Genomic DNA, 16,729 nt, shown 5'->3' with positions numbered 1-16,729 from the left:
TTTCCCGGGGACCGGACAGTCTCGTCCGATCGAAATAGTCCCCCCATCCTCCCACGACCACGGCACCGGCCGCCGTTCGGTCCGCCCCGACCGCCCCCGAGGCGCTCCCGGGGCGCCCGTGGGGCGCTCCCCCGCCTTCCGCGGAACGTCCCCGGAACGGCAGGATGGCCCGCCATGATCCTGGAAAGCGCCCTGCTCGACGTCCTGCCCGGCCAGGAGGACGAATTCCTCGCCGCCTTCACCGAGGCCCGCCCCCTGATCGCCGTCCAGCACGGCTTCCGCTCCCTGGAACTGCGGCGCTGCCTCGACGAGGGCCGCGGCTCGCGCTTCCTCCTCCAGGTCGAGTGGGAGACCCTCACCGACCACACCGAGGGCTTCCGCACCTCCGCCGAGTACCAGCGCTGGCGGGAGCTGCTGCACCGCTTCTACCGGCCGTTCCCGGAGGTCGAGCACTACGGGGAGCCGGTGCTGCGGGCCTGACCGGACCCGGGCTCCGGCCGCGGCCGGTTTGGGTCGGCGGCGGGCCCCCTGGTAGCGTGGTCAGCTGCACCTGGCCCCGGCATGCCCTCTCAGCAGGACCGGCGGCCGCCGGTGCAGCCCGTTCAATCCTTTTCAGACAAGACTGAGGCTCCTTCGTGGCGAACATCAAGTCCCAGATCAAGCGCAACAAGACCAACGAGAAGGCGCGCCTGCGCAACAAGGCCGTCAAGTCCTCGCTGAAGACCGCTCTGCGCAAGGCCCGTGAGGCCGCTGCCGCCGGCGAGACCGAGAAGGCCGTCGTGCTGGCCCGCGCCGCCTCCAAGGCGCTCGACAAGGCCGTGAGCAAGGGCGTCATCCACGCCAACCAGGCCGCCAACAAGAAGTCGGCCATCACCAAGCGCGTCAACGCGGCCGCCCAGGCCTGACGCCCCGGGGGCCCCGGCCCCCACCGCCTCGGGACGCCCCGGCCCTCTACCCGGACCCCTGAGGCGCGCGAGACTCGCACCGTACGCGGCCTGCGTTCGCCACGCGGGTGCGGTGCACAGAGCAGTACGACAGGCGTCGCCGCCGACCTCCTCCCCGGAGGCCGGCCGCGGCGCCTGTCGCGTTCCGCGGTCCGGCCGCTATGGTCTGGTCACGCGCGATCGGAGGTGCGGGGAGCACCACGACACCGGGCCCGAGGGGGACTGACTCCATGACGACGCCACCACCACCGCCGCAGCAGCCTCAGCCACAGCCGGGGGCCCAGCCCGGAGCCCGGCCAGGGGCCCAGCCGCACCCGGGAGCGGTGAACCGGCCGGGATACGGCTTCCCGCAGCAGGCACCGGGGCCGGTCGCCGGAGCGGGCACGCCCGCGCCGGGCGCGTCGCCGGGCTTCGGACCGCCGACCGGACTGCTGCCGCCCGCACCCGGCGGCCTCCTCCCGGGAGCCGCCGCACCGGGCCACCCCACACCCGGGCGCCCCGGCGGCGGAAACCTGCGGCGCAACACCGTCTGGGCCTTCGTCGGTGCCCTGCTCGCCTCGGCCGGCTGGGCCACCGCCGTGCTCGTCGTCCCCGGCGTGGTCAGCACCGACTCCTCGCCCCGGAGCGTGAGCGCCTACCAGGTCTCCGACGACTTCTGCACCACCGGCAAGCCCTCCAGCCTGCTCACCACCTACAGCGCCTCCGACACCAGCCCGCCGACCCACCACAGCGACCGGCACCCCGCCCTGGACAGCATGAACTGCTCGATGTCGCTCAAGCGCACCGGCGCCAGCAGCTCCGACACCGACTACGCGTCCGTCTACCTGCGCGCCGACCTGCACAAGGCGGTCAACCCTGCACCCGAGTTCGCCGCCGCCAAGGAGGTCTACCGGGCGCGCGACTACCAGGTCACCGACGTCCCGGGGATCGGCGAGGAGGCGTACTTCCTGTACAAGGACGACGCGGGCAGCTCGGACAAGACCTGGCACAGCATCAGCGCCGAAGTGGACGTGCGGGACGGCGGGATGACGTTCTACATCTCCTACTCGGCCAGCTACACCGAGGGCAAGGGCAAGGTGCCGTCCAGGGACGACCTGCGGTCCGCCCTGCAGACGGACGCCCGCAACGCCGTCCGCTCGATGCACAAGTAGCCGTCGCCGCACCGCCGGACGTCCGGGGCGCGGACGGGGCCGGGGGTGAGGCCGGGGTCGGGCCGCGGGCGCCCGGTGGGCGCCCGCGCGGCAGGCAGGCCGTTGGCGGGGGTGCCGGTCGGGGCGCCGGGTGGGGTGCCGGTCGAGGATGCCGACCGGGGCGTCAGTAGGCGGGGCGGGACCCGGCCCGGGAGGCGCGGGCCACTGCGACCACCGCACGCTCCAGGGCGAAGGCGGGATCGTCCGAACCGCCCTTGACGGCGGCGTCGGCCTGGGCGATCGCGGTCAGCGCGGTGGCCACCCCGTCGCCCGTCCACCCGCGCATCTGCTGGCGGACCCGATCCACCTTCCACGGCGGCATGCCCAACTCGCGCGCGAGGTCGGCCGGGCGCATGTTCCGCCCGGCGGTCGCCAACCGCCCGATGCTGCGCACCCCGGAGGCCAGCGCGTAGGTGATGCCGGTCGGCGGCTGGCCCACGGCCAGCGCCCAGCGCAGCCGCTCCAGCGCCTCCGCGGCCCGGCCGGTGACCGCCAGGTCCGCCACCTCGAAGCCGGTCGCCTCGGCCCGCCCGCTGTAGTAACGGGCCACCACCGTCTCGTCGATCGTCCCCTCGACGTCCGAGGTCAGCTGGCTGCACGCGGCCGCCAGCTCGCGCAGGTCACTGCCGAGCGCGTCCAGCAGCGCCTGGCAGGCCTCCGGGGTGGCCGAACGGCCCAGCGTGCGGAACTCGCCCCGAACGAACGCCAACCGCTCGTTCGCCTTGGCCAGCTTGGCGCAGGCCACCTCACGACCGCCGGCCTTGCGCCCGGCGTCCAGCAGACCCTTGCCCTTCGCGCCGCCCGCGTGCACCAGCACCACGATCACTTCTTCGGCGGGCGACTCGATGTACGCCTTGACCTCCTTCACCGAGTCGGCGGAGAGGTCCTGCGCGGCGCGGACCACGATCACCTTGCGCTCCGCGAACAACGACGGCGTGGTCAGCTCGGCCAGGCTGCCGGGCTGCAGGCCACCGGGGGGCAGATCCCGCACGTCGGTGTCCGGATCCGCCGCCCTCGCCGCCGCCACCACCTGGGCGACCGCGCGGTCCAGCAGCAGCTCCTCCTGGCCGACCGCGAGGGTCAGCGGGGCGAGCAGGTCGTCGGGTGCACTCTTCCTGGCCATCGCCTACCAGCATCCCACGGGGCGCGGACACTCCCCGCCGGGCCGCCGGGTCCACCCCACCCGGCCCACCGGGCAGCCCCGGCGGGCCCGCCCTCCCCGGCCGCACCGGCCCGCGCCCGACCTGGAGAATGGTCCGGTGACCGAGAACCACACCACCGACCTGCCGGTCGTCGACGACCCGCACGCCCGGCAACTGCTCGTCCTGCCCGACCGCGAGGCCGCCGAGGAGGCCTCCGAGGAACTCAGCGCGACCCACCCCGACCTCGGCGAGCTCGACATCGTCCGCGACGCCCTGGCCGGGGAGGACGATGCCGAGGACGCCCAGTGGCTGGTCGTCGTCGAACCCCCGGAGGACGGCTGGACCCCGGCCCGACTCGGCGCCCTCGACGCCCTCGCCGCCGAGTACGAGGGCTGGCGCGAAGCGGGCTGATCCCCGACCCCGACGAACGGGTGAGCCGGTGAGCCCCGGGCCCGGGCCACGTGGCTCCGAACCCAGGAGTCGTGGAACTTCGAAGCCCTGGAACCCTGGGCATCGAGCATCGAGCTGGGCCCTGTGTGGCGCGCTCCGGGCCCGCCCGGAGCGCGCCGCAACCGTTTCCCGGGCCCCGCCCCGCCCCGCCCCCCGTCCCCTCCTCCCCACCCCACCCCTTTCCCTTCCCCACCCCATGAGGTGGGAGGAGAGGAGGGCAGGGGTCATCCGGGCGGGGCTCGCGGGGACCGCGCGCCCCGCCCGGGGGCGGAGGCCGTCACCCCGCCCCCACTCTCGCCGTGTGCATCCGCCCAGCGCGCTCCGTGCGCGCCCTGCGGGTGCACGGACACGCCGAGCGCGGCCGGGGAGTCACCCGTCACCGCGATGTCCCCCGCACGGTCGGTCCGCAGCACGCTCGCGCCCAGCGCCCGTAGCCGGTCCACCGTCCGCGGGGACGGATGACCGTAGGCGTTGCCCTCGCCGCACGAGATCAACGCCAGCCGGGGCCGCAGCTCGCCGGCCAGGGCCCAGTCCTGATGAGCCGAACCGTGGTGCGCCACCTTCAACACGTCCACCCTCCCCACCCGCCCCGACAAGGCGGCCTGCGCCGGTGGTTCGAGGTCACCCAGCAATGCCATCCGCAGGCCGTCCGCCGCCGACACCAGCAGCGCCACGCTGGCGTTGTTCGCCCCCGGCGCCTCCACCACGGACCCCGCCTCGGGCCACACCACCTCCCAAGACAGCCCCGCACCCGCCGACCGCCGCTCACCCCGCCCGGCCCGCAGCAGCGGTACGCCCGCAGCGGCCGACCACGCCGTCACCCTGGCGACCTCACCCGGCGGCTCGTCCAGAGTGGTGCCCTCGACTGCCCCGATCCGGCGACCCCGCACCACCCCCGGCACACCCTCGACATGATCGGCGTGGAAGTGCGTCAGCAGGAGCAACGGCACCTCCGTGACCCCGAGATCCCGCAGACACCTGTCCGCGGCATTCGGGTCCGGACCCGCGTCGACCACCACCGCCCGCTCCGGTACACCCGCCGCGAGGACCGACATGTCCCCCTGACCGACGTCGCACATCACCATCCGCCACCCCGGTGGCGGCCAGCCGGTGGCGATCCTCGTCAGCTGGGGCGGTCGCAGCAGCACGGCCAGCAGGACCACCAGCAACAGCCCCGTCACCAGCGCCCGCACCCATTGCCTCCGCCGCCGGGGGCGGGGGCGGGGCCGGAGATGAGGACGGACGGAGTCGGGTTCCGTGCGCCGCGGCAGCAGGAGCGGCGCCGCCCAGCAGGCCGCGAGGGCGCCCAGTGCGACTGTCACGACCCCGAACCACCCTCCCGGCCAGACGAGTTGGCCACCGGGGAGCTCGGCTCCGCGCCGGGCCACCAGCGCGAGCCAGCCCGCCGCCACCCCGGCCGGCTCGGCGAGCAGGCCGGCCGGGCCGGGCAGCAGCGGCTGCAGTACGAGCACCCCGAAACCGAGCAGCGTCGCCGGGGCCACCGCGAGCTCCGCCAGCAGGTTGCACGGGATCGCGACCAGGCTGACGTGACCGGACAGCAGCACCGTCACCGGCGCGCACAGCGCCTGCGCGGCGGCCGTCGCGGCGAGGGCGCCCGCCAGGTGGTGCGGCCAACCCCGGGAGCGCAACGCCGCGGCCCAGTGCGGCCCGAGGACGAGCAACCCTGCCGTGGCGAGCACCGAGAGCAGGAAGCCGAAGGACCGTGCGAGGAACGGGTCCAGCAGGACGAGGACCAGGACCGTCCCGGCGAGCGCGGGCACCGCCTGCCGGGGGCGGCCGGTGGCCAACGCGAGCATGCCGATCAGTCCCGTCCCCGCGGCCCGCAGCACGCTGGGTTCCGGGCGGCAGACGGTGACGAAGGCCAGCGTCAGGGCCGTCCCGAGCAGCGCGCTGGTGCGCAGCGAGAGCCCCAGTGCCGCGGCCAGCCCGCGTCGCTCGGAGGTCCCGGCCAGCCCGGGGGCGCCCAGCAGCACGCCGAGGACGATCGCCAGGTTGGCCCCGCTGACCGCCACCAGGTGCACCAGGTCGGTGGCCCGGAAGGCGTCCTCCAGGTCGTCGGGCAGGCGGGAGGTGTCCCCGACGACCAGGCCCGGGATCAGCCCCCGCGCATCCGGCGGGAGCCCGTCGGTGGCCGTGCGCAGGCCCGCGCGCAGCCGCCCGGCGATCCGCTGCGGAAGGCTCGGTGGAGCGAGTTGCCGTGGCGGCTCGTGGGCGACCAGCAGGGCCGCGGACTCGGTCTCGTGCCCCTCGCCCGCCGGACGCACCTCGGCCTCCGCCGCCAGCCGCTGGGACGGGAGCAGCCGCTGCCAGGGCTCGGCCTCCGGGCCCCGGACCATGACGGTCACGGGTGTCCGCGTCCGGGTGCTCCGGCCGTCCGGGAGGAGCGTGACGCGGTCGGCCACCGCTTGGACGGTCAGGAGGGTCTGCCCTCCCGCGGGGCCGCTGCGGGACGTGTGGGACGCCGGGTCCCCGACGACGGTCAACTCCACGTCGACCGCCCGGGCGGACCGGTCCGGGGAGTGCGGCGCCGCGTGCTCGGCCGCCCGGGCGAGCTCCGGCAGCGGCCCGCGGTGCAGGTCGGCGGTGTGCAGCGGGGTCGCGACCGCGGCGGCGGCCCCGGTGAGCAGGACGGCCGCCAGCGTCACCGCCGCCCCTCGGCGGCGCCGGAGCCCGCGTCCGGCCAGGAGCAGGCCGGCCACCGCCGTCGCGGCGGCCGCGAACCCGAAGGCGTGGACGTGGTGGTGCGGCGCCAGGCCGAGGAGCGCGGCGGTGACCGCCCAGGCCGACACGGCCGGCAGCAGCAGTCGGAAGTCGGCACCCGCGGAGCGGGCGGTCGAGGCCTGGTCGATGGTGACGGGCATGGCGGTACCCCCTCTCGGCGGGTGGCGGCGGACCGCCTCGGGCGGACGGTCGACGATGGACGGATCGGATGGGTGGACGTCAGAGGGTGAGCAGGGGGCGGAGTTCCGCGAACGTCCGCGCGCCGATTCCGCTGACCTGTCGGAGCTGGTCGAGCGAGCGGAACGAGCCGTGCGACGTGCGGTAGGCGAGGATGCGCTGGGCCAGCGTCGGGCCGACGCCGGGGAGGGTGTCGAGCTGTTCGAGGGTGGCGCGGTTGAGGCTGACGGGTGGTCGGGGCCCGGCGGGCGTCGGGAGGCCGCCGGGCCCGGCGGCGGGGGCGGGCGCAAGGGCCGACTCGCCGACGAGGATCTGCTCGCCGTCCGTCAGCACCCGGGCCAGGTTCAGGTTGTGGGTGTCCGTCTCCGGCTGCGGGCCTCCCGCGGCCTTCAGTGCGTCGGCCACCCGGGACCCGCCCGGCAGGGTGTGCAGACCGGGGAGGTGGACCCGCCCGCCGACGTCGACCACCACGGCCGACCCTGCGTCGGGCGCACCGGGCGGGCCGGGGCCCCCGGTCACGGCCGCCGCCGCGCCACCGGCACCGGCACCGCCCGCGCTCTCGGCGGTGGTCTCGCCCGGGGACACGACGGGCTCGGCCGCCGTCGGCCCTGCCGACCCCGGAACGGACGCCAGCGCCGGCACCGGGAGCGCCTGCGGCCGGGCGAACCAGAAATGCTGCACGGCGTAGCCGACGGCGAACAGCAGCAGCACGGCCAACCCGGCCACCGCCCGCCGGTCGAGCGCCAGGGCCGCGCCGAACCGGAAGCGCGGCGCGATCGCCGGGCCGAAGGAGTCCTGTGGTCCCGGCGGTTCCGGCGCGCCCGGCACGTCGGAGGCGGACGGCGGCGCCGGAGCACCGCGCACGCTCCCCGACTCCGCCGTCGGTACCGGCAGCCCCTCACCTACCGGCGGCCCCGCCCCCGCCGGCGGCCCCGTCGCCGGGGGCTCCCCGGTCACGGTGCCGGAGCCGGGCGCACCGGTGCCGGAGGCGGGGGCACCGGTGCCGGAGCCCGAGCCGGCCACGGGGGCTCGCGCCCCGGCAGTCCGGTCACCGTCCACAGGCAGCAGCGCCGCCATCCGCAGTCGTACGGTCTCGTCGGTCTCGTGGCGCTTCGCCGCGCCCAGGCTCAAGCTCGTCATGCCGAGGACGGTAGGAGCCCTCGGACCGGCGCGCAGAAATTACCCAAACCCTGTGGAAAACCCGGGGGTTGTGGATAAAACAGATCGCTCGCACGAGTGAGTTGAGCCTCGACGAGTTGACCAGGAGCCGCTCAGCGCGGCGCGACCACCACCGCGAGCAGCCCCGGCCCGACGTGTGCGCCGATCACCGCGCCCACCTCACCCACGTACAGCTCGCGCAGCCCGGGCACCCGCGCGCGCAACCGCTCCGCGAGCGGCTCGGCCCGGTCCTCGGCCGCCAGGTGGTGCACGGTGATGTCGACCTCCCCGTCCCCCGAACGCTCGACCGCGATCTCCTCCAGCCGCGCGATCGCCCGTGACGCGGTGCGCACCTTCTCCAGCGGCTCGATCCAGCCCCCGTCCAGGTGGAGCAGCGGCTTGACCGCCAGCGCCGACCCGAGCAGCGCCCGGGCCGCCCCGATCCGGCCGCCCCGTCGCAGGTGTTCCAGGGTGTCGACGTAGAAGAACCCGCTGGTCCCGGCCGCGCGCCGGGTCGCCGCGTCAGCCGCGGAGGCGAGGTCCTGCCCGGCCTCGATCGCCTCGGCGGCGGCCAGCACCCCGTACCCGAGGGCCATGCCGACCAGTCGGCTGTCCACCACCCGCACCGGCACGGGTGCCTCGGCGGCGGCCAGCCTGGCCGCCTCGACCGTGCCGGACAGCTCGCCGGAGATGTGCACGGAGACGACGCCCTTCGCCCCGGCCTCGGCGGCGGCCCGGTAGGTGGCCGCGAAGGTCTCCGGGTTCGGCCGGGAGGTGGTCACCCGCTGCTTGCCGCGCAGCGCCTCGGCGACGTCCTTCGGCGAGATCTCCACACCCTCGCAGAGCACCGAGTCGCCGACCACGACGCTGAGCGGGACGACGGTGATCCCGTGGCGGTCGAGGGCCTCCTGCGGCAGATAGGCCGTGGAATCGGTGACGAGTGCGAGGTCGGAGGGCATGAGGCGGAGGTTACTCCCCGTTCGTCGCCGAGGACAGCGCCCTGCTGCGGGCCCCGTTCAGCCGGCCGTGGGCCCCGCCGACGGCTTCCGCAAGCGCTGCGCCAGCTTGGCCAGCGGGTCGGCGAGCCCGAGCAGCTCCTCCGCACCCGCGCGCCCCTTCCCGTCGGTCAGCCCGGCCCGTGCCGCCGGCTCTCCCGCACCCCCCGCGGCCCCGGCGGAGCCCGACGAGCCCGACGTACCGGACGAACCCGACGCGGACGATCCGGAAGCGGACGACGCCCCGGACGACGGCCCGTCCCAGTGCCGCAGCGCCCCGGCCTCGCTCTCGCACTCCTGGCTGAGCCGGCCGAGCTCGTCGTCGGCGAACCGGTGCATCCGGTCCTGCGCGGCCCAGCGCATGGTCTCCGCCGAGCGGGTGATCCGTTCGGCACGGCGGCGCAGTTCGGGCAGCTTGGCGGCGATCCGGGCGACGTCCGGCTCCCGCTCGAGCATCCGCAGTTCGGCGTCGAGTTCGGCGGCGTGCGCGTCGAGCCTGGTCAGCAGGGCGAGGGACTCACCGAGCTGGCCGTCCTGGGGCAGCCCGCCCTCCAGCACCTGCCGGGTGCCGTCGAGGGAGGTGCGCAGGCCCAGCCGGACGGCGGCGATCTGCCCGGGCGGCCCGGCCTTGGTGTAGGTCTTCGCCTTGAGGGTGGCGTTCTCCACGGCGCGGCGGGCGTTGGCCTCGTGCTGCCCGATCTTCGCGGCGACCGTCTTCGCCGCCCGCACCGTGCCGACCACGGCCAGTACCAGCGCCGCGATCCCGAAGAGCAGGACCAGGCCGATCATCACGCCGAACACGTCCATCGCGAGCCACCTTCCGCCACCGTTTCGGCCCCCACCGGTCCCAACGCGGGCCGCCCTGCCGAGGGTTCCACCGTAGCCGCCGCACGGGGCCCGGGGGCCGGCCGAACGGGCCCCGGCGGCGGAGATCAGGGACAGATCGGGGATTCCCCCAAGGGCACAGGGCGCGCAGGGAGAGGAGCGGGAGCCGGAGCACGGCGGAGAGCGCCGGAGCACGGCGAAGGGCGGGCGCCCCGGAGGACGCCCGCCCACACACCACGCTCGACCGGCACACCGACCGACCGCCGACCGACCGCCCGCCGACCGCCCGCCGCCGACCGGTCACCCGATCCACCGGCCACCCGGTCGACCAGTCACCCGATCACCGAGTCACCGAGTCACCGAGTCACCGAGTCACCGAATCACCGAGTCACCCGGTGACGATGTTCACCAGCTTCGGAGCCCGCGCGATCACCTTGCGCACCGGCGCGTCGCCCAGCGCCGCGACGACGGCCGGGTCGGCCAGCGCCAGCGCCTCCAGCTCGGCGTCCGAGATGCCCGGGGCGACCTCCAGCCGCGCCTTGACCTTGCCCTTGATCTGCACCACGCAGGTCACCGACTCGTCCACCACGTACGCCGGGTCGGCGACCGGGTAGTCGGTGTGCGCCAGCGACTCGCCGTGGCCCAGTCGGCGCCACAGCTCCTCGGCGATGTGCGGGGCCAGCGGCGCGACCATCAGGACCAGCTGCTCGGCCACGGCGCGCGGCGTGGAGCCGCGCTTGACCAGGGCGTTGTTCAGCTCGATCGCCTTGGCCACGGCCGTGTTGAAGCGCAGCCCGGCCATGTCGGCACGGATGCCGTCGATCGCCTTGTGCAGGGCCCGCAGGGTGGCCTCGTCCGGCTCCTCCTCGGTGACGACCAGCTCGCCGGTGGTCTCCGAGACGACGTTGCGCCACAGCCGCTGCAGGAAGCGGTACGAGCCGACGACCGCGCGGGTGTCCCAGGGGCGGGAGACGTCCAGCGGGCCCATCGACATCTCGTACAGGCGCAGCGTGTCGGCGCCGTACTCGTCGGCGATGTCGTCGGGGGCGACGGCGTTCTTCAGGGACTTGCCCATCTTGCCGGCCTCGCGCTTGACCGGCTCGCCCTGCCAGGAGTAGGCCCCGTCGCGCTCCTCGACCTCGGCGGCGGGCACCGGGAAGCCGCGCTCGTCGCGGTAGACGTCCGCGGTGATCATGCCCTGGTTGAACAGCTTGTGGAACGGCTCGACGGAGGAGACGTGGCCCAGGTCGTGCAGCACCTTGTGCCAGAAGCGCGCGTACAGCAGGTGCAGCACGGCGTGCTCGGCACCGCCGACGTACAGGTCGGCGCCGCCGGCCGGCTTGGTCGCGGTCGGGCCCAGCCAGTAGCGCTCGTTGGCGGGGTCGACCACGGCCGCGTCGTTGGACGGGTCGACGTAGCGCAGCTCGTACCAGCAGGAACCCGCCCAGTTGGGCATGGTGTTGGTCTCGCGGCGGTACCGCTTCGGGCCGTCGCCCAGGTCCAGCTCGACGTTGACCCAGTCCTCGTTGCGCGACAGCGGGGTCTTGGGCGAGGAGGTGGAGTCGTACGGGTCGTAGGTGTGCGGCGAGTAGTCGTCGACCTCGGGGACCTCGACCGGCAGCATCGACTCGGGCAGCGCGTGCATGACGCCGTCCTCGTCGTAGACGATCGGGAAGGGCTCGCCCCAGTACCGCTGGCGGCTGAACAGCCAGTCGCGCAGGCGGTAGTTGACGGTGCCCTCGCCGATGCCGCGCTCGGCCAGCCAGCCGGTCACGTGCGCCTTGGCGTCGACGACGCTCAGGCCGTCCAGGGTCAGGCCGTCCCGGGTGGAGTTGACGATGACCGAGTCGTAGGTGTCGAACGCGTCGTCCCAGGCCGCCGGGTCCTCGCCGCGCCCGTCGGTGGGCTCGACGACGCAGCGCATCGGCAGCGCGAAGGCGCGGGCGAACGCGAAGTCGCGGTGGTCGTGGGCGGGGACGGCCATGATGGCGCCGGTGCCGTAGCCCATCAGCACGTAGTCGGCGATGAACACCGGGACGGCCGCGCCGCTGACCGGGTTGACGGCGTAGGCGCCGGTGAACACGCCGGTCTTGACCTTGGCCTCGACCTGGCGCTCGACGTCCGACTTGGCGGCGGCGGTGGCGCGGTAGGCGGCGACGGCCTCGGCGGGGGTGGCGGCACCGCCGGTCCACTCGGCGGGCACGCCCTCGGGCCAGGCGGCCGGGACGATCGAGTCGACCAGACCGTGCTCGGGCGCCAGCACCATGTAGGTGGCGCCGAACAGGGTGTCCGGGCGGGTGGTGAAGACGGTGATCTTCTCGTCGGAGCCGACGGCGAAGTCGACCCGGGCGCCTTCGGAGCGCCCGATCCAGTTGCGCTGCTGCAGCTTGATGGCCTCGGGCCAGTCCAGCAGGTCCAGGTCGGCGATCAGCCGGTCGGAGTACGCGGTGATGCGCATCATCCACTGGCGCAGGTTGGACTTGAACACCGGGAAGTTGCCGCGCTCGGAGCGGCCGTCCGCGGTGACCTCCTCGTTGGCCAGGACGGTGCCCAGGCCGGGGCACCAGTTGACCGGCACCTCCTTGGCGTACGCCAGCCGGTACTCGCCCAGCAGCTCGTCCCGCTCGGCGGCGGACAGCTCGGCCCAGGCGCGGCCGTCCGGGGTGGCGCGCTCACCGGACTCGAACCCGGCGACGAGTTCGGCGATCGGGCGGGCCTTGCCGGCGGCCTCGTCGTACCAGGAGTTGAAGATCTGCAGGAAGATCCACTGGGTCCAGCGGTAGTACTCCGGGTCGATCGTGGAGATCGAGCGGCGCGGGTCGTGGCCCAGGCCCAGCCGGCGCAGCTGCTGGCGCATGTTGGCGATGTTGGCCTCGGTGGAGACCCGCGGGTGGGTGCCGGTCTGCACCGCGTACTGCTCGGCGGGCAGGCCGAAGGCGTCGTAGCCCAGCGTGTGCAGCACGTTGTGGCCGGTCATCCGCTGGTAGCGGGCGTAGACGTCGGTGGCGATGTAGCCCAGCGGGTGGCCGACGTGCAGGCCCGCACCCGAGGGGTACGGGAACATGTCCATGATGAAGCTGTGCGGCCGCGCGGCGACGTCACCGGCCGACGGGTCGGCCAGCGCACCGGTGGGGTTGGGGGCGTGGAAGGTGCCCTCCTTCTCCCAGATGTCCTGCCAGCGGGACTCGATCTCCGCCGCCAGCGCAGCGCTGTACCGGAACGGCTCGGTCACGGTCTCGGCCGTGCCGGACGCAGGGGTCGTCTCGCTCATGGTCCTTCAAGCTCCATCGGTGTCAGTTGGCGAACCGCGCACACGGCCGGCCCGTGAACGGGGGCGGAAAACAAAAAATCCCCTCGCAGGAGGGGACGCCACGCCGACTCCGGCCCCGCCCGAGGGCGCAGCCGGTCCTGGTCAGCGCGGCCGACTAAGGAGCAGGCGCACGGTTCGCATGGGCTCAGGGTACCGCAAGCGGGTCGGCCCGCTCCCGGGTGTACCGCCCTGCGGACCGCCCGCCGCACGCCCTCACGGACCGCCCGCCAGCCGCCCTTCACGGACCGCCGGGGGCGCGCCCCGCACCGGCCGCCCGCCGCACGCCTGCCCCGGACCCCACACGCCTCCCTCGGACCCCACACTCCTCCCTCGGGCCCCGCCCGCCACCGGGGCCGGGCCGCCGCCACCGGAGCCGGACCGTCACCGACGGGCGGCGGCCGACGCACCAGGCCCGCCCCTCACCTCCCGGCCTGCGCCGCCACCCGCCCCGCCGTGTCGAAGTCCCGCAGCGCCCGGGCCAGCCGCTCGGACTGCATGCCCGAGGCGAGCGTCCGGGCGAGCGCCGCGGTCCGGGCCGCCTCCCGCTGGTCGCCGAGGCGCCGGTGGGTCTCGGCGAGGCGGACCATCAGCAGCGCCTTCGACCGGGCCCGGCCGGCCCCGAGGCCCGCGACGGCCTCCGCGAGCAGCGCCTTGGCCAGCCGGTACTGGCCGAGCGCCAGGCGCCCCTCCCCCACCATCCCGGCGAGGTCGGCGCGGGCCTCGGCCGTGCCGGGCACGCCGTCGAGCTCGGCGAAGGCCCTGGCGGCGGCCCGCTCGGTCCGTTCCGCCTCGCCCCGGCGTCCGTGCGCGCGGGCGATCCGGCCGAGCTGGCGGGCCCGCCCGACGGGGCTCAGCGCGGCGGCGTGGACGGTCAGGGCCCGGTCGAGGGCGTCGACGGCGTCCAGGCCCCGTCCACCCGCGCCCTGCGGGGCGAGCGCCACCAGGGCGCCGAGCACGGCGACGCCCAGCCGGGGCTCACCGCTGACGTGGGCGGCGCGCAGCGCGGCGACGAAGGCCCGCTGGGCGGCCGCGTCGTGGCCGAGGTCGTAGGCGGCCCAGCCGGCCAGCCGGGCGAGCCGGCTGGCCGTGCCGTAGAGCTCGCGGCCGAGCCGTTCGTCGTACGCGCCGAGCTCCAGCAGCTTGGCCACCATGGCGAGTTCGGCGCGGGTGGGGCCGAGGACGAGGCCGCCGCCGCAGGAGCGTTCGAGCCGCTGCTTGCTGCGGTAGGAGAGGCCGAGGTCGCCGACCAGGCCGGGGTCGATGCGCAGGGCCCCCTCGCCGCCGCCGACGGGTGGCGGCGGGGAGGCGAGCCGTTCGGCGGCCTGGTCGAGGTCGGCGCCGCGGAAGAGGTCGGTGAGGCGGACCGGTCCGGCGTCGGTGGCGGCCTCGCGCAGCGCGGTCTGGGCGGTGTCGGCGGTCCACGGGTCGGTGAGCAGCCGGGGCGAGAGGATCTTGGCGCCGCGGTGGCCGCCCATCCGGCCCCAGAGCTGCTCGTACGTGACGGCGATGCCGAGGGTGCGGCTGAGGACCTCGCAGACGGTCTGGTCGTGCGGGCTGCGCGGCACCATGCCGCGGTCGCGCCACTTGTAGGGGGCGGTGGAGCTGATGGCCAGGCCCGGCGGCAGGGCGAGGCTCACCTCGCGGGCGAGCCGTTCCGGACTCCAGCCGAGCTGGTGCAGTATCCGGGCCAGTTCCTCGTTCCGCCTTCGCTCCAGATCGGCCATGGCACGAAGGTAGCGGTCTTTCCGGGTCTCCCGCCGGTGGCATGAGCAGAACGACGAAGGGCCGCCTCCCTTTTCGGAAGACGGCCCTCGACTGCTGTGGAGCTATGGGGAATTGAACCCCAGACCTCTTGCATGCCATGCAAGCGCTCTACCAACTGAGCTATAGCCCCTTGACCTGCGATGTCACCGGGGGCTTTCGGCCGTTTCCGTCCGGTTTCCCTCGGCGACATCGACTACTTTACACGGTCCCGGGGGTGCTCCACGAATCCGTTTCCCGCGGCCGCCGACCGGGCCGTGACCTGCGTGGTCCGCCGGCTGCCACGGGCCCCGGACGGGTCGCCGTGCACCCGGTCGCTCCCGCCACCCCGACCCGACCCGACGGACGCACCCCGACGACCCGGCCCGACGGACGCACCCCCACAACGCGAGAGGCCGCCACCCGAAGGGTGACGGCCTCTCCACTGCTGTGGAGCTATGGGGAATTGAACCCCAGACCTCTTGCATGCCATGCAAGCGCTCTACCAACTGAGCTATAGCCCCGCGACACGGGCTCCCCTGCCTGAACAGGATCGCTGGTGCGGAGTGGAGCTATGGGGAATTGAACCCCAGACCTCTTGCATGCCATGCAAGCGCTCTACCAACTGAGCTATAGCCCCGCACTCACCGGATCTCCCGCTTCCCTTCCGGGCCGCGTTCCTTCCCTGCGAACGAGGAAGACTCTAGCTGGTCAGGCCCGGAACTGCGAAATCCGCCCTCTCGGGGCCCTTCCGGGCCCCCTCCGTCCCACCCGTGACGCACCCGTCGCTCAGGTGTCGTCGCCGATCACCGGCTGCGGGAGCGTGCCCGCGTTGTGCTCCAGCAGGCGCCAGCCGCGCGCCCCCGAGCCGAGCACCGACCAGCAGCAGTTCGACAGTCCGCCGAAGCACTCCCACTGGGCGGGCTCCAGGTCGAGCAGCCGCCCGAGCATGGTGCGGATGGTCCCGCCGTGGCTGACCACCACCAGCGTCCCGTGCTCCGGCAGCTTGGCGACGGCCTCGAGCACCACCGGGACGGAGCGGTCGGCGACCTCGGTCGCCAGTTCGCCGCCGCCGCGCCGGACCGGCTCGCCGGCCGCCCAGGCCGCGTACTCCTCGGGGTAGCGCTCGCGGATCTCGGCGTTGGTCAGGCCCTGCCAGGAGCCCGCGTAGGTCTCCCGCAGGCCCTCGTGGTGCTGGACGTCGAGCCCGGTGACCTGGGCCAGCTCCTCGGCGGTGCGCCGGGCCCGGACGAGGTCGGAGGAGATCAGCAGGTCGGGCCGCAGGCCGGAGAGCAGCCGGGCCGCCCGCTGGGCCTGCAGGACGCCCTGCCCGGTCAGCTCGATGTCCGTGGTGCCCTGGAATCGGGACTCGAGGTTCCAGGAGGTCTGACCGTGCCGCCAGAAGACGATGCGCGGGCCCCGCGCGTCCCGGCTCAGTGCAGGTCCTCGGGCTTGCCGAAGTCGTCCGCCGGGGCGACGGCGTTGCCCGCCCCGTCGGTGTGGGCGTCGGGGCGGTTGCGCGAGGCGACGGCGTCCTCGGGCAGGGGCAGCTCGGGGCAGTCCTTCCAGAGGCGGTCCAGCGAGTAGAAGGAACGCTCCTCGGAGTGCTGGACGTGGACGACGATGTCCAGGTAGTCGAGCAGGATCCAGCGGCCCTCGCGCTCGCCCTCGCGGCGCACCGGCTTGATGTCCAGCTGCTCGCGCAGCTGGTCCTCGATCTCCTCGGCGATGGCCCGGACCTGGCGGTCGTTGCCGGCGGAGGCGATCAGGAAGGCATCGGTGATCGACAGCACCTCGCTGACGTCGAAGGCGATGATGTTGTGCGCGAGCTTGTCGGCCGCCGCCTGCGCGGCGACGGTGATGAGCTGCTGGCTGTGGTCGGTGACGGTCACGGTGTTCTTCCGGCTCGGCGGCTTGGGTGCCCCCGGCGCTCGGCCGGGGGTGCCTTCCAGGATCTCACGCCGCCGAGGCGGCCCCGGAACGCTTTTCCGGGGCCGCGCCGCCGCCCGCCGGGCCCGCCCGGGCCGGGGCCCGGGGCCGGGTCCGGCCCGGGCGG

General features: G+C 74.8%; 13 protein-coding genes and 3 tRNA genes. 4 read left to right on the top strand and 12 right to left on the bottom strand.

Features of this window, described 5'->3' with window-relative positions:
• The first annotated feature begins 174 nt into the window (after positions 1–174).
• The 3 genes from ACFYUY_RS03945 to ACFYUY_RS03935 all read left to right on the top strand — a co-directional run bounded on the left by ACFYUY_RS03945 (position 175) and on the right by ACFYUY_RS03935 (position 2,095).
• The gene (locus tag ACFYUY_RS03945) at positions 175–480 is read left to right on the top strand and encodes an antibiotic biosynthesis monooxygenase family protein (protein ID WP_387897638.1); all 306 of its coding nucleotides are present in this window, start codon (positions 175–177) and stop codon (positions 478–480) included.
• A 155-nt stretch (positions 481–635) separates the two neighbouring features.
• On the top strand, positions 636–905 hold the full coding sequence (gene rpsT, locus ACFYUY_RS03940; RefSeq protein ID WP_196951699.1) for a 30S ribosomal protein S20: 270 nt from the start codon (positions 636–638) through the stop codon (positions 903–905).
• A 362-nt stretch (positions 906–1,267) separates the two neighbouring features.
• A complete protein-coding gene (locus tag ACFYUY_RS03935) occupies positions 1,268–2,095 on the top strand; it encodes a hypothetical protein (RefSeq protein ID WP_360210201.1) in 828 nt (275 codons plus the stop codon).
• 163 nt (positions 2,096–2,258) lie between these two features.
• On the opposite strand, the gene holA is transcribed toward ACFYUY_RS03935, so the two are convergent.
• Positions 2,259–3,257, bottom strand: coding sequence for a DNA polymerase III subunit delta (gene holA / locus ACFYUY_RS03930; protein WP_360210203.1), 999 nt, complete (start codon positions 3,255–3,257; stop codon positions 2,259–2,261).
• A gap of 136 nt (positions 3,258–3,393) precedes the next feature.
• Here holA and ACFYUY_RS03925 point away from each other — a divergent pair, with 136 nt between their 5' ends.
• Positions 3,394–3,687 (top strand): hypothetical protein, encoded by a 294-nt coding sequence (locus ACFYUY_RS03925; RefSeq protein ID WP_360210205.1) that lies wholly within the window; start codon positions 3,394–3,396, stop codon positions 3,685–3,687.
• A 263-nt stretch (positions 3,688–3,950) separates the two neighbouring features.
• Here ACFYUY_RS03925 and ACFYUY_RS03920 read toward each other — a convergent pair whose 3' ends face one another.
• The 11 genes from ACFYUY_RS03920 to rsfS all read right to left on the bottom strand — a co-directional run bounded on the left by ACFYUY_RS03920 (position 3,951) and on the right by rsfS (position 16,565).
• Positions 3,951–6,608, bottom strand: coding sequence for a ComEC/Rec2 family competence protein (locus ACFYUY_RS03920; RefSeq protein WP_387897633.1), 2,658 nt, complete (start codon positions 6,606–6,608; stop codon positions 3,951–3,953).
• Between the two features lie 79 nt (positions 6,609–6,687).
• The gene (locus ACFYUY_RS03915; protein ID WP_387897630.1) at positions 6,688–7,785 is read right to left on the bottom strand and encodes a helix-hairpin-helix domain-containing protein; all 1,098 of its coding nucleotides are present in this window, start codon (positions 7,783–7,785) and stop codon (positions 6,688–6,690) included.
• Between the two features lie 131 nt (positions 7,786–7,916).
• Positions 7,917–8,762: a DegV family protein gene (locus tag ACFYUY_RS03910; protein WP_387897627.1), complete on the bottom strand. Its 846-nt coding sequence runs from the start codon at positions 8,760–8,762 to the stop codon at positions 7,917–7,919.
• 57 nt (positions 8,763–8,819) lie between these two features.
• Positions 8,820–9,605, bottom strand: coding sequence for a hypothetical protein (locus ACFYUY_RS03905; RefSeq protein WP_360221785.1), 786 nt, complete (start codon positions 9,603–9,605; stop codon positions 8,820–8,822).
• A 406-nt stretch (positions 9,606–10,011) separates the two neighbouring features.
• Positions 10,012–12,894, bottom strand: a complete 2,883-nt coding sequence (gene leuS / locus ACFYUY_RS03900) for a leucine--tRNA ligase (protein ID WP_387897624.1) — start codon at positions 12,892–12,894, stop codon at positions 10,012–10,014.
• 458 nt (positions 12,895–13,352) lie between these two features.
• Positions 13,353–14,657 (bottom strand): hypothetical protein, encoded by a 1,305-nt coding sequence (locus ACFYUY_RS03895; RefSeq protein ID WP_360221791.1) that lies wholly within the window; start codon positions 14,655–14,657, stop codon positions 13,353–13,355.
• Between the two features lie 97 nt (positions 14,658–14,754).
• A tRNA-Ala gene (locus tag ACFYUY_RS03890) sits at positions 14,755–14,827 on the bottom strand.
• 297 nt (positions 14,828–15,124) lie between these two features.
• Positions 15,125–15,197: transfer RNA gene (locus ACFYUY_RS03885), tRNA-Ala, on the bottom strand.
• A 43-nt stretch (positions 15,198–15,240) separates the two neighbouring features.
• Positions 15,241–15,313, bottom strand: a tRNA-Ala gene (locus tag ACFYUY_RS03880).
• Positions 15,314–15,462: 149 nt separating this feature from the next.
• On the bottom strand, positions 15,463–16,110 hold the full coding sequence (locus ACFYUY_RS03875; RefSeq protein ID WP_360221827.1) for a histidine phosphatase family protein: 648 nt from the start codon (positions 16,108–16,110) through the stop codon (positions 15,463–15,465).
• Positions 16,107–16,565: a ribosome silencing factor gene (rsfS, locus tag ACFYUY_RS03870; protein ID WP_360221793.1), complete on the bottom strand. Its 459-nt coding sequence runs from the start codon at positions 16,563–16,565 to the stop codon at positions 16,107–16,109. Before rsfS ends, ACFYUY_RS03875 begins: the two co-directional genes overlap by 4 nt.
• Positions 16,566–16,729 lie beyond the last annotated feature (164 nt).

Source organism: Kitasatospora sp. NPDC004745 (genome assembly GCF_042873275.1).
Taxonomy (GTDB): domain Bacteria; phylum Actinomycetota; class Actinomycetes; order Streptomycetales; family Streptomycetaceae; genus Kitasatospora.
The sequence above is the reverse complement of the archived record's forward strand: the minus strand, read 5'-3'. Positions and strand labels throughout refer to the sequence as shown.